Origin of the sequence: Fundicoccus sp. Sow4_D5, from assembly GCF_052116365.1 — a bacterium.
Lineage (GTDB): Bacteria > Bacillota > Bacilli > Lactobacillales > Aerococcaceae > Fundicoccus.
The window spans coordinates 874,372-887,801 of sequence record NZ_JBQKLF010000001.1 but is presented as its reverse complement, the minus strand read 5'-3'; the positions used below and the strand labels follow the sequence as shown (position 1 = coordinate 887,801).

Annotated in this window: 13 protein-coding genes; all 13 read left to right on the top strand. The window is 36.4% G+C overall.

The window, feature by feature from the left end; genetic code table 11:
• Window positions 1-2 precede the first annotated feature (2 nt).
• The 13 genes from ACTQ45_RS04110 (at window position 3) to ccpA (ending at window position 12,702) form a co-directional block, all read left to right on the top strand.
• Window positions 3-878 carry an ROK family protein gene (locus ACTQ45_RS04110; protein ID WP_441762990.1) on the top strand — a complete coding sequence of 292 codons (876 nt, stop codon included), beginning with the start codon at window positions 3-5 and terminating at the stop codon, window positions 876-878.
• Between the two features lie 262 nt (window positions 879-1,140).
• Entirely contained in the window at window positions 1,141-2,319 is a 1,179-nt protein-coding gene (locus ACTQ45_RS04105) for an AGE family epimerase/isomerase (protein WP_441762989.1), read from the top strand.
• Window positions 2,320-2,341: 22 nt separating this feature from the next.
• Entirely contained in the window at window positions 2,342-3,277 is a 936-nt protein-coding gene (locus ACTQ45_RS04100) for a glycoside hydrolase family 113 (RefSeq protein ID WP_441750691.1), read from the top strand.
• Window positions 3,278-3,294: 17 nt separating this feature from the next.
• Window positions 3,295-4,590, top strand: a complete 1,296-nt coding sequence (locus ACTQ45_RS04095; protein ID WP_441762988.1) for an ABC transporter substrate-binding protein — start codon at window positions 3,295-3,297, stop codon at window positions 4,588-4,590.
• A gap of 73 nt (window positions 4,591-4,663) precedes the next feature.
• Window positions 4,664-5,536 carry a carbohydrate ABC transporter permease gene (locus tag ACTQ45_RS04090; protein WP_441750689.1) on the top strand — a complete coding sequence of 291 codons (873 nt, stop codon included), beginning with the start codon at window positions 4,664-4,666 and terminating at the stop codon, window positions 5,534-5,536.
• Between the two features lie 4 nt (window positions 5,537-5,540).
• Window positions 5,541-6,395 carry a carbohydrate ABC transporter permease gene (locus ACTQ45_RS04085; protein WP_441750688.1) on the top strand — a complete coding sequence of 285 codons (855 nt, stop codon included), beginning with the start codon at window positions 5,541-5,543 and terminating at the stop codon, window positions 6,393-6,395.
• Window positions 6,396-6,400: 5 nt separating this feature from the next.
• Complete coding sequence (locus ACTQ45_RS04080) at window positions 6,401-6,964, top strand: hypothetical protein (RefSeq protein ID WP_441750687.1); 564 nt, start codon at window positions 6,401-6,403, stop codon at window positions 6,962-6,964.
• Window positions 6,965-6,981: 17 nt separating this feature from the next.
• The gene (locus ACTQ45_RS04075; protein ID WP_441750686.1) at window positions 6,982-8,385 is read left to right on the top strand and encodes a glycoside hydrolase family 1 protein; all 1,404 of its coding nucleotides are present in this window, start codon (window positions 6,982-6,984) and stop codon (window positions 8,383-8,385) included.
• Window positions 8,386-8,403: 18 nt separating this feature from the next.
• Window positions 8,404-9,390 (top strand): acetylxylan esterase, encoded by a 987-nt coding sequence (locus ACTQ45_RS04070; protein WP_441750685.1) that lies wholly within the window; start codon window positions 8,404-8,406, stop codon window positions 9,388-9,390.
• Between the two features lie 66 nt (window positions 9,391-9,456).
• Window positions 9,457-10,170: a GntR family transcriptional regulator gene (locus tag ACTQ45_RS04065; protein ID WP_441750684.1), complete on the top strand. Its 714-nt coding sequence runs from the start codon at window positions 9,457-9,459 to the stop codon at window positions 10,168-10,170.
• 176 nt (window positions 10,171-10,346) lie between these two features.
• The gene (locus ACTQ45_RS04060) at window positions 10,347-10,889 is read left to right on the top strand and encodes a DUF948 domain-containing protein (RefSeq protein ID WP_441750683.1); all 543 of its coding nucleotides are present in this window, start codon (window positions 10,347-10,349) and stop codon (window positions 10,887-10,889) included.
• Between the two features lie 12 nt (window positions 10,890-10,901).
• Entirely contained in the window at window positions 10,902-11,357 is a 456-nt protein-coding gene (locus ACTQ45_RS04055) for a YtxH domain-containing protein (RefSeq protein ID WP_441762987.1), read from the top strand.
• Window positions 11,358-11,703: 346 nt separating this feature from the next.
• Window positions 11,704-12,702, top strand: a complete 999-nt coding sequence (gene ccpA / locus ACTQ45_RS04050; RefSeq protein ID WP_441762986.1) for a catabolite control protein A — start codon at window positions 11,704-11,706, stop codon at window positions 12,700-12,702.
• The last annotated feature ends 728 nt before the right edge of the window (window positions 12,703-13,430 follow it).

Below are 13,430 nucleotides of genomic sequence, written 5' to 3'. Positions count from 1 at the left end.
CTATGAGTTTATTAGTATTTGATATCGGTGGTCAAGGAGTTAAACATGCAATTTGGCATGAGTCTAGTTTGTTGGATAAAGGATCTTTTGCGACCCCAGCCAATTGGGATAGTTTAAAGTTAGCAATGAAAGAAGTCCTTGTTATTGCGCAAGAAAAACATGAGATTACGGGTGTTGCCATTAGTAGTCCCGGTAGTGTCGATAGTCAGGCAGGTGTGGTTCATGGAATTAGTGCGGTTCAGTACCTCCATGAATTTGAGATTGTAAAGGCGTGGCAAGAATTATTTGAATTACCGGTTTCGATTGAAAATGATGCGAATGCTGCTGCCTTAGCAGAATTAGATTACGGAATTGCGAAAGACTACAAAAATGTTGCATTTATGATAATAGGCTCTGGCATAGGTGGTGCCATTGCGATTAATGGCGAATTAGTGAAGGGTCAGCATTTATTTGCAGGTGAATTAGGTTATATGTTGCTTGATCATGAGAATACATTAAGTAACTTATCAAGTAGCTTACTTCAGATTAACCGTCATAATGCAGCCCATCCTGAGCAGCCTATCGCAAATGGTTTGGAATTATTCTCTTTAGCTGAGGTAGACGATCCAGCTGCCAAAGCGATGGTCAATGAAATCTATGATTCGCTTGCCAGAGGCATTTATAATTTATCCTTGATCATCGATCCTGAATTAGTAGCGATAGGTGGCGGTATTTCTGTCAGACCAGAAATTACACGCGTATTAACTGAGCGCGTCTCTCAGTTGTTAGACAGACAAGGTGCTGCCGACATTAAACCCAATATTCAGGTATGTCAATTCTTTAACGATGCCAATTTAATTGGTGCAGCCGTCCATTTTGAACGAACTTTTTTATCATAGCGGAATTTGAAGCGACGCTTTCTTGCGAGTCTATAAAGGCTGTAGGAGGGCGTTTTTCATTTGGAAAAGTCAGTGTCTTATTGTACCTGTGTTTGATTAGAGAAGATTAAAGTTTGATGAAGTATATATAATTTAAGCAAAAGTATATACTTTACTAAAATGATGTGTTATTATCTATTTGTAATCGTTTTCCGAATGAATGAAATTGAAAGGGTGAGGCTATCTTTTAATTTTTGTATACGCACGAGGAGTTGGTTGAAAAATGGAATTGACGAAAGAAACAGTTCAAAAGCAATTGGATGAAAGGATTTTACCTTTTTGGTTGAGTCTTGAGGATAAAGCACAGGGTGGATTTTACGCGAAGGTAGCTGCCGATTTATCGATTGATAAGCAGGCGGATAAGAGCGCAATTTTAATGACACGGTATTTATGGGCATTATCTGCGGCTTACCCCGTGTCAGAGACTAAGGGCTTGTTAGAGGCTGCTGATCAGGTCTACCAATTCATTGTCGATTATTTACTTGATGAAGATCAGCAAGGTTTGTTCTGGTCTGTCACTTATGATGGTCAAGCGAAAGTCACTCAGAAGCATATTTATGTCCAAAGTTTTGCGATTTATGCTTTCAGCGAGTATTACAAAGTTTCCCAGAAAGAAAGTAGTTTAAAATTGGCGATTGACTTATTTAATTTAATCGAATCAAAAGCTTATTTAGCGGACGATAGTGGGTATCATGAAGAATTCACAAGCGACTGGCAGCCACATTCAGCGACACTGATGGGGCCTAAGGGTGAGGCAACATATTATTCAACCAATGCTTTATTGCATTTATTGGAAGCTTATACCAATCTATATCAGGTCTATCCAGACTCTCGTTTATCCAAGCGAATCACACATCTTTTGGCTTTGTTTAAAGAGTATATTGTGTCAGAAGAGGGGCATTGTTACACAGAATTTCATCGTGATTGGACTCCCTTAAATTCAGACATATCTTATGCCCATGATATCGAAACTGCTTGGTTACTTTATCGTAGCCTGGAGGTCTTGGAAAAAACGAATGACTCTGACTATGTGGCACTCGTTCAACGAATCGTTCAATCCGTGCTTGAGGAAGGACTGGATGATCAAGGAATTATTCTTGATCATTATCATTCAGGTCAAAAGAGTCAAATTAAACAATGGTGGAGTTTGGCTGAAAGTGTGATTGGTTTTTATGATGCCTTTAGCCGTACTAAAGAAGTTCAATTTAAACGATTAGCACAAAGCCACTGGGAATTTATCCAAGCACATTTAATGATACCAGGGCAATTGAGTGAATGGTTGCCTCACGTTGATGAAAGTGGGCAAGTTGTCGAGACTAAATCAACAAGTTTATCAGATGGGTGGAAAGGCCCATATCATACAGTCAGAATGTATGTTGAAATGTTAGGGCGTTTATCATAAAAAAAAGGAAAGGAGGAAGCAGTTGGATTTTATTAAAGGGATGACTTTTGGTTTTATGAGTCGTCGAGGTGATTTTGAAAAACCAGAAGCGAAAGAATCACTCTTGTTATTAAAAGAGCGACTTGACGCTGATACAATCATTTTAGCACTTGTTGTCGAACAAGAGACTGCCCAATCTACTATGATTAACTGGCAGGCTGACACTGTACTGAGCGATGAAGAAGTCAAGGATATGATTGCTTTTGTTAAAGCACAAGGCCTGAGAGTGATTTTGAAGCCAATGGTGAATGTAAGTGATGGGACTTGGCGCGCTCATATCAATTTTTTCGATATGGATATTCCATGTGAGCCCAAATGGTCAGATTGGTTTAAAAATTATAATGATTACATTGTGCATTATGCGAAACTTGCTGAAGAGACTCAGTGTGAGATGCTTGTGATTGGCTGTGAGTTGGTGAATGCTACCCGACGAAGCCAAGAATGGCGTGAATTAATTGAGTTAGTTAGGCGAGAGTACAATGGTTTAGTGACTTATAATTGCGATAAATATCAAGAAGATCACCTTCAATGGTGGGATGCATTAGATGTTATTTCAAGTTCTGGTTATTATCCGATCGATCAATGGGACCAGCAACTCGATAGAATAGAAACAGTCGTAAAAAAATATGAAAAACCATTTTTCTTTTGTGAAGCGGGATGTCCAAGTCGTTCAGGTAGTCAATATTTGCCTAATGATTGGACTAAAGAAGGAGCGAGTGATCCAACCGCTCAAGCGGACTGGTATCAGGCGATGTTTGAAGCGACAGATAAAAGATCCTGGGTTCAAGGATTTGGGCTGTGGGATTGGAAAACCGTGCTATACCCGATTGTATCAGCAAATGAAAATGATGATTATGCCGTTTATGGAAAAAAAGCAGAAACAATCATTCAAGCATATTATGCTAAAAGTTCAAAATAGAGAGGAAAAAAATTATAATGAAATTATTCAAAAAAGCTACTTTAGTTCTAGGTTCAGCACTAACCTTAGCAGCCGTTGGCGTATTAACTCAGACAACTACTGTACAAGCACAGGAAGGTACAATTACATTTATCAACCACAAAACTGACTGGGAGGGAAATGGTAAATGGGATGAGTATATTGCTGAATTTAATGAGTTGTATCCAGATGTTGAAGTAAAAATCGAAACAATTACGGATTATGCAGGTCAAATTAAAACACGTATGAACACTGAACAATACGGTGACGTGCTAATGCTTCCAGCGGACATTAACCCAGAAGATTTCCACTATTTCTTTGAACCATTGGGCGAAAAAGAAGCTTTATCCGACACATATTTAGGATTAAATGACCGTTCATTTGATGGTGTTCAATACGGTATCCCGACACAATTAAATGCAACAGGAATGGTTGTCAATCGTAAAGTATTTGAAGACGCAGGGATTACTGAATTTCCTAAGACAACAGAAGAATTTATTGAAGCCTTAAAAACAATCAAAGAAAACAATCCAGAAGTGACACCGTTATATACTAACTATGCAGCTGGATGGACGCTATCAAACTGGGATTTTGCTCGCTCAGGTGTTTCAGGTAACCCAGATTTCACAAATGAAATGACTACAGATACTGCACCTTTCGAAGATGGTAAAACAATGAACGAAATTTACCGTTTATTATATGACGTTGCGAACCAAGGATTAATTGAAGCAGATCCAACAACGACAGACTGGGAACAATCTAAAGTAGACTTAGCTAATGGCAAAATAGGTATTATGGTTTTAGGTAGCTGGGCAGTTCCTCAAGTACAAGATGCAAATCCAGAAAATGCTGAACACATCGCTTTCTTCCCATTCCCAATGACAGCTGAGGATGGCAACCAATATTTAGCAGTGGGTGGCGACTATAACTTAGCTATCAATGTTCATAGTGAAAATAAAGAAGCTGCACGTGCTTTCTTAGATTGGTTAATTCAAGACTCTAACTATGCAGAAGAAAATGGCGGAATTTCACCAGTGATCGGTGCTGAAATGCCAGCCTCTCTAGCAAGTGCTGAAGAATCAGGAGTTATTTTATTAGAAGAAAATCCTGCTGAACCTGGAAAAGAAGCGTTATTTAGTCAAATTAATGATTACTCACAATTAGGTGTAGGTTCAACTGATAATGAAAAACAACGCATCATCGATGCTGCGATTGGCAATACAAGCGAAACATTTGAGGACATGATGGCTGAATTCAATGAGCGCTGGGCTGAAGCTATCGAAGCTAACCAATAATATAGGTCTGGTAAAAAGGTAGAATTGTGTAGCGCTCCTAAACGAGCGCTACTATTAATAAAAGGAGTAGCTCATGAAAAAATTTAATGCTAATGCCGAAAAAAAAATACTGATCTTTACTTTTACAATCATACCCCTAGTTTTATTGGTGCTGTTTTCATATTTTCCACTTGTTAAAATGTTTCAATATAGTTTAACTGACTGGAATGGTTACAGTCCTAATCAAAAATTTGTGGGTCTAGATAATTATAAGACGGTTCTAACGAATCCACGTTATTTCTCTGTTTTTAAAACTAGCCTTTATTATTTCTTTGCCACTTTTTTCCAACTAGGCATTGCTTTGTTGTTTGCGACACTTTTATCATTTAAAGTGAAGTTTGCAAATTTTTGGAAAGGTATCTTATTCTTCCCATATCTGTTAAATGGGGTTGCTATTGGATTTATCTTCCTTTATTTCTATAAAGGTGGGGGGACTCTCGATACAATCTTAACTATGATTGGCCTGGAAGACCAAATTCAGTTATGGCTAGGGAATCGGGCAATTAACAATATATCCCTTGCATTTACGTCGGTTTGGCGTTATACAGGCTTCAACTTTCTGATATTCTTGGGGTCAATTCAATCCATTAATCCAGAAATTTATGAAGCAGCTGAAATTGACGGCGCCAACAATTGGCATAAATTTAGATTTATTATTTTGCCAAGTATCAAAAATATTGTCTTTTTAAATATCATTCTAGGTATCTCAGGCTCACTTAGCGTCTTTGATATCCCATATATTATGACCGGAGGATCAAACGGGACTTCGACCTTTGTTATTCAAACAATTGAAACAGCCTTCGAATACAATCGTGTAGGTTTAGCTTCTGCAATGGCGGTTATCCTATTGTTTATTGTCTTATTTGTGACAATCGTCCAAAGATGGTTCCTACGTGAGAAAGGGTGAGAAAATGGAACAAGCTGTCAGTAAAGAATCGATAATAGAAAAATTGTATTTGGGAACGATTTTTAAATATGGTGTTTTAATAATTGGAGCTATTGTAGCTATTCTGCCTGTGTTGGTAGTTTTCATTGGTTCGTTCAAAACAAATGATGAATTTTTAAACAGTGGTGTCCTAGCTTTGCCAGAAACTTGGACCATCGAAAATTATACACGGGCCTTTGTCGAAGGTGACATGTTAGTAGGTTTCAAAAACACGTTGATTATTTTCATTATAAGTATGATTGGAAAATTGCTTTTAGGGGCCATGTTTGCGTATGCGATTCATCGTTTTGATTTTAAATTGAAAAAAGTGATCATGGCTTTATATATGGCTGCGATGTTAATCCCAGGAATTACAAGTCAAGTGGCCACTTTTCAAATCATCAACTCACTTGGTCTCTTCAATACGATGTGGTCAGTGATTATTTTGAGTTTAGGAACGGATGTTATCTCAATTTACATTTTTTTACAATATTTAGATGAAATATCTATTTCGTTAGATGAGTCAGCTATTATTGATGGTGCATCCTACTTTACAGTGTTCAGACGCGTCATTTTGCCGAATTTAAAAGCACCGATGGTAACGATTTTAGTCATCAGTGGTGTGGCTATCTATAATGACTTTTATAATCCTTTCCTGTACATGCCAAGTCGCGAACTTAAGGTGATTTCGACTGCATTATTTGCTTTTAAAGGACCTTATGGCACAAATTGGCCGGTTATATTAGCTGGAGTAGTGATTGTAATTGTACCAATTTTAGTTTTATTCTTATTTTTACAAAAGCATATTTATAATGGTGTCTCAGGTTCAGTGAAAGGATAGTCTCAATGAAAGCAAATATGGTAAAGTGGATAAATTATATTTATCAGATGATTAGTCATTCGGGGCATTTTTGGATCAGAATTTTCACGAAAGGAATTGTCCAAACGTTAATTGGCTTTTATGAAGAAGATTATCCAGAGAAGGTGGTCAAAAAGACACGTTATCAGCAAGCTTTATCAGTTGTTTGGTTGTTACTTTTTATCAATCTTTTTCTAGCGAGCACGCTATACATGAAACTCAACCATCCTTTGATAAACTTTTTTAGCTATATCATATTATTAGTTTTTATTGTGTGTACAGTATTTACTAGTTGGCTGAGTTATGTTCAAGTGATCAGTGATGTTTCGACCGAAGAGGAAGCTTTGCTAACAGCTTTTTATAGCTCTGTCCGTTATTGGACCACTTCATTGAGTTTTTCTCTTTTCATTATCGTGGCGATTATCATAGGCTATAGCAATCTAATTATATTAGTATGCTTATTGCCGGGCTTGTACGTTAAGTTGAGTCAATTGATGATGTCTCGTTACCAAGAGTTGATACAAGACGCTCAGTTACAATTAAAAAATTAAACATAGAGGGGTATATTATGAATTTAGAATTTCCGAAGAATTTTTATTGGGGCGCAGCCACATCTGGCCCACAAAGTGAAGGTCGCTTTAATAAACAACATGCGAATGTCTTCGATTATTGGTATGAAATTGAACCAGAAAGTTTCCACAATCAAGTAGGTCCAGATACAGCCTCAAATTTTTATAATAGTTATAAAGAAGATATTCAATTGATGAAACAAACCGGTTTAAATAGTGTCCGAACATCAATTCAGTGGACTCGCTTAATAGACGATTTTGAAACAGCTTCTTTGAATCAAGATGGTGTAGATTTCTATAATAATGTGATTGATGAGCTGATCGCAAATGGTATTAAACCTTTTATCAACTTACATCATTTTGATTTGCCAGTTGAATTATATGATAAGTATGGCGGTTGGGAATCAAAACATGTTGTAGAATTATTTGTAAAATTTGCAGAACAATGTTTCAAACTATTTGGTGATCGTGTGAGTGAATGGTTTACTCATAATGAACCGATGGTTGTCGTTGACGGTCAATATTTATATCAATTCCACTATCCTAAAGTAGTGGATGGTAAAAAAGCAGTTCAAGTTGCTTATAACCTACAATTAGCTTCTTCAAAAGCAGTTGCTAAATTTAAAGAAGTTAATAAAAATCCTGAAGGACAGATTGGTATCATCCTGAATCTAACGCCATCTTATGCAGCGAGCGAAGATGAAGCAGACCAAGAGGCATCAAGAATTGCGAACTTATGGATTAATCAACTGTTCTTAGATCCTTCTGTTTTAGGAGCTTATCCAGCTGAACTATTAGAACTATTAAGTAATGACGATGTGCTTTTTGACGCTACAGATGAGGAACTGGCTATTATAAAACACAATACCGTTGATATATTAGGTGTTAATTTCTATCATCCTCACCGAGTAAAGCAACCAGATGTGTCACCAGATAGCTTAAGATTTAATTGGATGCCTAATAAGTATTATGAGGATTTTGATATGCCGGGACGTCGTATGAATATTGATCGTGGTTGGGAAATTTATCCTAAAGCCTTGTATGATATTGCTAAGAATATCAAAGATAATTATGGCAATATTACGTGGTTCGTTGCTGAAAACGGCATGGGTGTCTCGAATGAAGAGCTGTTTCAAGATGAACAAGGTGTTGTTCAAGATGATTACCGTATTAACTTTATTAAGGAACATTTGCTAGAGTTACATAGAGGAATAGAAGAAGGCTCTAACTGTGTAGGTTACCATTTATGGACACCAATCGATTGTTGGTCATGGTCAAATGCTTATAAAAACCGCTACGGCTTTATTTCGACTAACATTCATACTCAAGTAAAAACAATTAAGAAGTCAGGTCATTGGTTCAAGACTGTTGCCGATAATAATTGTCTGACATTAGATAACTAGTAAAAGAAGAGGGATAGCATGTTAAAAACAGTCGCATTAGAAAATTGGGGAGACTATCAGTCCAGTGATTTAAAACCAGCAGACTTTGATGAATTCTGGAAAAAGGGGAAAAAAGAGGTAGAAGATTTAGGAGTAAACTATCAACTAGTTCAGCACGAGATATATTCCAGCATTGCCGAAGGCTTTGATCTTTACTTTGAAGGTGTCAATGGGGCTAGGATACATGCCCAGATAGTTCGGCCAAAGAATATTCAAAAGAAAATGCCTGTATTATTTCAATTCCATGGTTACCATAGTAATGCTGGCGATTGGGGCGATAAAATCGCCTATGCTGCCGAAGGCATCTTAACTGTTACTTTAAATGTTAGGGGTCAGGGTGGGCCTTCTGAAGACACGACAGTTAGTCGCGGAAATTCTTTAAAGGGTCACATTATTCGTGGGCTTAAGGAAGGACCTGATAATCTCTTCTTCCGTCAAGTTTACTTAGACATCTATCAACTAACTAGAATTGTCACACACATGCCAATGGTGGATACTGATAATTTATATGCTTATGGTGCTTCACAAGGTGGTGCTTTAGCATTAATCTCTAGTTACTTTGAAAAAAGAATTCAAACGGTCTTTACACTCTATCCCTTCTTAAGTAACTTTCGTGAAGCTTATCGTTTAGATGTTGAACAATCAGCTTATGAAGAGTTAGCTTACTGGTTTCGATTCAATGACCCACAGCATAAGCATGAAGAATATTTTTTCAATACGCTTGACTATATAGACTTACAATTTTTCGTCTCAGATTTAAAAGCAAATGTATTGTGGGGGATTGGACTTGAAGACCGAGTTTGTCACCCCAAATTACAATTCGGCGTCTATAACAAGATTACGACTGATAAAGAACTGTTGTTTTTCCCAGAGTTCGGCCATGAATATATACCTGATTTCTCAGATTTCATGAGAAAAGATATATACTTATCACTTAACGAGAAAAAACCAAGCGAACAGGCTTAAATTATGCTAAAGTAGAAGTGTTAGCTCGCAAGAAATTTTGTTATTAAGATAAAAGGGAGGGTATTTATGCCTAAGTATACGTATATTGCGAATGAACTAAGAAAACAAATATTATCTGGGGAATATGTACCAAATCAACAACTCCCTCTGGAAAAAGAATTGTGTGAACGATTCGAAGTTAGTAAAATGACCATGAAGAAAGCATTAGACATTCTTGTGAGTGAGGGACTAATTATCAAGCGAAGAGGTTATGGTACTTTTGTTAAAGACCTTAGCCAAGTTGAGATTCAACGTTTAATGATGTCGCGTCAGTTTATGGGGACCTCTGCTTTGTATGAAGAGGGAGCAGTTCATAGTAAGGTTCTTAACTTCACCGTGGATGTCGCTACTGAACATGTTTCGAATAGCTTAAATATTGAAAAAGATAGTTTTGTCTACCATATTCATCGGGTCAGATTTCTGAACGGAAAGCCACTGGCCATTGAAAAGACTTATATGCCGATTGATGTGATCCCAGGTTTAAAGCTAGAGAATGTCAACGGTTCAATCTATGAGTATATTGAATCTACTCTTAATGCCAGTATTCAAAGCGCACACCGCAAAATAACGGTTAGAAAGTCAAATGATTTTGAAGCGGAAGAACTTGCCCTTGAACAGGGAGATCCAGTTGCGATCGTCGAACAAACTGGTTATTTAAATACGGGAGAACTGTTTGAATATTCCATTTCTACTCATAAGTATGACGAATTTCAAGTTGAATTTGTTTTAACTAGAGCTTGATGAATTTTCGAACACCTAGTAAGCTACCTCGTTTCACGGAAATGTGTCGCGAGGTATTTTGTTATTAATTTTATTTACAGCAATATACTTTTGTCAATAGAGCGATAATGTTTGTGATAATTTAATTAAAATGGTATATTTATAACATGAAAACAGTAAAGGAGTGATTTTCTAGCATGAGTATCGGAGAAATTGCAGGCTTGATTGCGGCGCTTGCGTTTGCTGTTTTAGTTGGGTTTATTAGTATTAATCTTTCGAGGCTGTCCACGATTATGAAAGAAATTCGTGATACTGTCCAAAGATTGAATTCAACCATCGATATTGTAACAAAAGATGTAGATAATTTATCGATTGAGGTTGAAGGACTTCTAAACAAGGCTAACACATTGGTAGACGACGTAAATGGTAAACTGAGTAAGACTGACCCATTGTTTACAGCAATTGGTGATTTAGGTGTCACTGTTTCAGATGTAAATAGTTCAACCAAACAGTTGACCTCTAATTTACTGAGTGGCGCAAGTAAAAAGAAAACCTCACCACTGGAACGTTTTATTAAGTCGACGCGATCTAAGCCAAAAGCGCAGACGAAAGTAGCAACGCCCAATCAGTCATTTGCAGAAACTACAGTCAATCTTTCAGAAGTAGATTCTGAATCAGAACTTGTATCATTAACAAAAACAAAGCCATCTTCAACAGCTGGTGAAATTAATCTAAAGTAGTTATAGAAAGGAATGTTGAAAGTGAGAAAAGATAACAATAGTGGATTTTTCTTAGGAGCACTTTTTGGAGCAGCCATTGCAGGAGCAACCGCGCTTTTATACGCACCAAAATCAGGTAAAGAATTAAGAGATGACATACAAGATGAGTTAGACCAATTACTAGATCGTGCCTCAGAGTATTCTGATTATGCAGTTGAACGTGGTGTAGAAATGTATGACGCAGCAGCAGAAGCAACTGAAGATATCAAAGTTAATTTGAAAGATTCAGCGAATCAGTTTAAAACTCAAGTGAACGATTTATCTAAAGAAGCGTCTCAAGAGTGGAGTAAAGTAAAAAGCGAACTAGAGCAATCTAAACATAAAATTAAAGACGATGCTGGTAATTTAGCTGATACTGTAGCTGATGAAGCGACACATTTAGCTGAAGAAACTAAAGATGCAGTTGACGAAGTAAAAGATAAAGCGTAATATAGAACTCTTATGATTAATCGTTGAAGGCAGGTTTTTCAGCGATTAATCATTTTTTATCCGTTGAGTACGATTTCATGAAAAATTCTTGAATGAACAACTCTTCACAAATACCAGAGTGAGAGATTCACCAAATGATAGTGTGTGTGTTAATAACAAAAAACTATCTTTTTCTATTAAAATATTTATCATACTTTTTAAAATTGCATAAAGACTTTGAAAATACTCTTTTTCAAACAATCGTTGGTAATAAAATGTTTAAATGTAATTAAAACGCTTGCAAAATGTAAATCGCTATGATAGATTATGTGTGAATATATGATTTTCTGAAAGCGAGGATTTTTTTATGGAGAAGCAAACCATCACAATTTATGATGTTGCAAGAGAAGCTGGCGTTTCTATGGCAACTGTCTCACGTGTAGTGAATGGTAACCCAAATGTGAAGCCAAGCACACGCAAAAAAGTGTCAGAGGTAATCGATCGATTAGATTATCGACCTAACGCTGTTGCACGTGGATTAGCAAGTAAAAAAACTACTACAGTTGGAGTTATTATACCTAACGTAACAAACTTATTCTTTTCATCATTGGCCAGAGGTATCGATGATATTGCCTCAATGTATAAATATAACATCATTTTAGCTAACTCTGATGAAAACTCAGAGAAAGAGCTACAAGTGTTTAATACACTTTTATCTAAGCAAGTTGATGGCATTATCTACATGGGGAACAATATTAGTGATAGCATAAAAAAAGAAGTTCAAAGAACGAATACACCTGTTGTTTTTGCAGGGACTGTTTTATTAGAGGATGATTTCTTTACAGTTAATATTGATTACCGTGAAGCTGCAAAAGAGGTTGTTGAAGACCTTCTAGAGCGCAGAAGTCGCGTTGCTTTAGTAACAGGACCTAATGAATATGTGATTAACCGTAGTTTCCGTAATGTAGGTTACCTAGAAGCATTAAAGAAACATGGTTTAGATTTAGACGAAGAGTTACTTTTCCAAAAATCTTATTCATATAAAGATGGCGAAAAAATTGTTGATCAGTTATTAGATGCAGATGCTACAGCAGCTTTTGTTTCACAAGATGAAGTGGCAGTAGGCATATTAAATGCTTTACAAGACCGCGGAATTAAAGTTCCTGAGGAATTTGAAGTGGTAGCAAGTAATAACTCACCAATCACTCAATATGTTCGTCCTGAATTAACAAGTATTCAATTCCCGCTTTATGATGTTGGTGCGGTTGCAATGCGACTATTAACTAAAATTATGAACAGTGAAGACATTGATGAAAAACAAATTATTTTACCTCATAAAGTTCTTAAACGAGGAACGACAAAATAAGAAGGATGCGATAACATTGAAAAACTCTTTAAGAAAACTGCAAGTATATTTTTCCCTTGCCGTAATACTATACCAAGCTTTTCAATTAGTGAAGTCACTTCAACGTCAAACTCATGATAACTAACATTATGATATCAAGTCAGTCACTTGTATAAGTGGCTGGCTTTTTTTGAACTGATATTTTTTCAAGTGATTTATCTAGATGAACTGCATAGGGTGATTATGGATTATTTGAATGGATGTCTCTAAGGTGTCGATGACTTCAAATAAATCGTCTAATTAATAAAAAGCAAATGATTAAACGATGGGGGAAAGAGGAAATCAAAAAATCCTACTCCAAAATAGGAAAAAGAAAAAATTAAGTTTAATAATTGATAACTTAGGTTGAGAGATGTCTTTTAATCGCTGGATAGGCAATATGAGCAGACTTTGTACATAATGGAGCTGTAGGGTGTTTTGTTTTACTGAAGAGCTTAGGCACTATTTATAGTGAATTTGAGGTGCTTCAATACGACATAGTGGTTGCAATAGCTAAAGAAGCCGTAGGTTCATTCATTTAATCCAAAAGAATGAAACCATAGGAGCATATACTGTGAAATAGAATAGGCAGAAGAGTCAATACAATTGGCGAGCATTCTAGTGTTTTAGGAGCATTAAGGCACATCCGAATAAAGCTGCTCAGATTAAATAGAGTAGGAGAATATTATTGGGTAATTTAAAGAACTAGA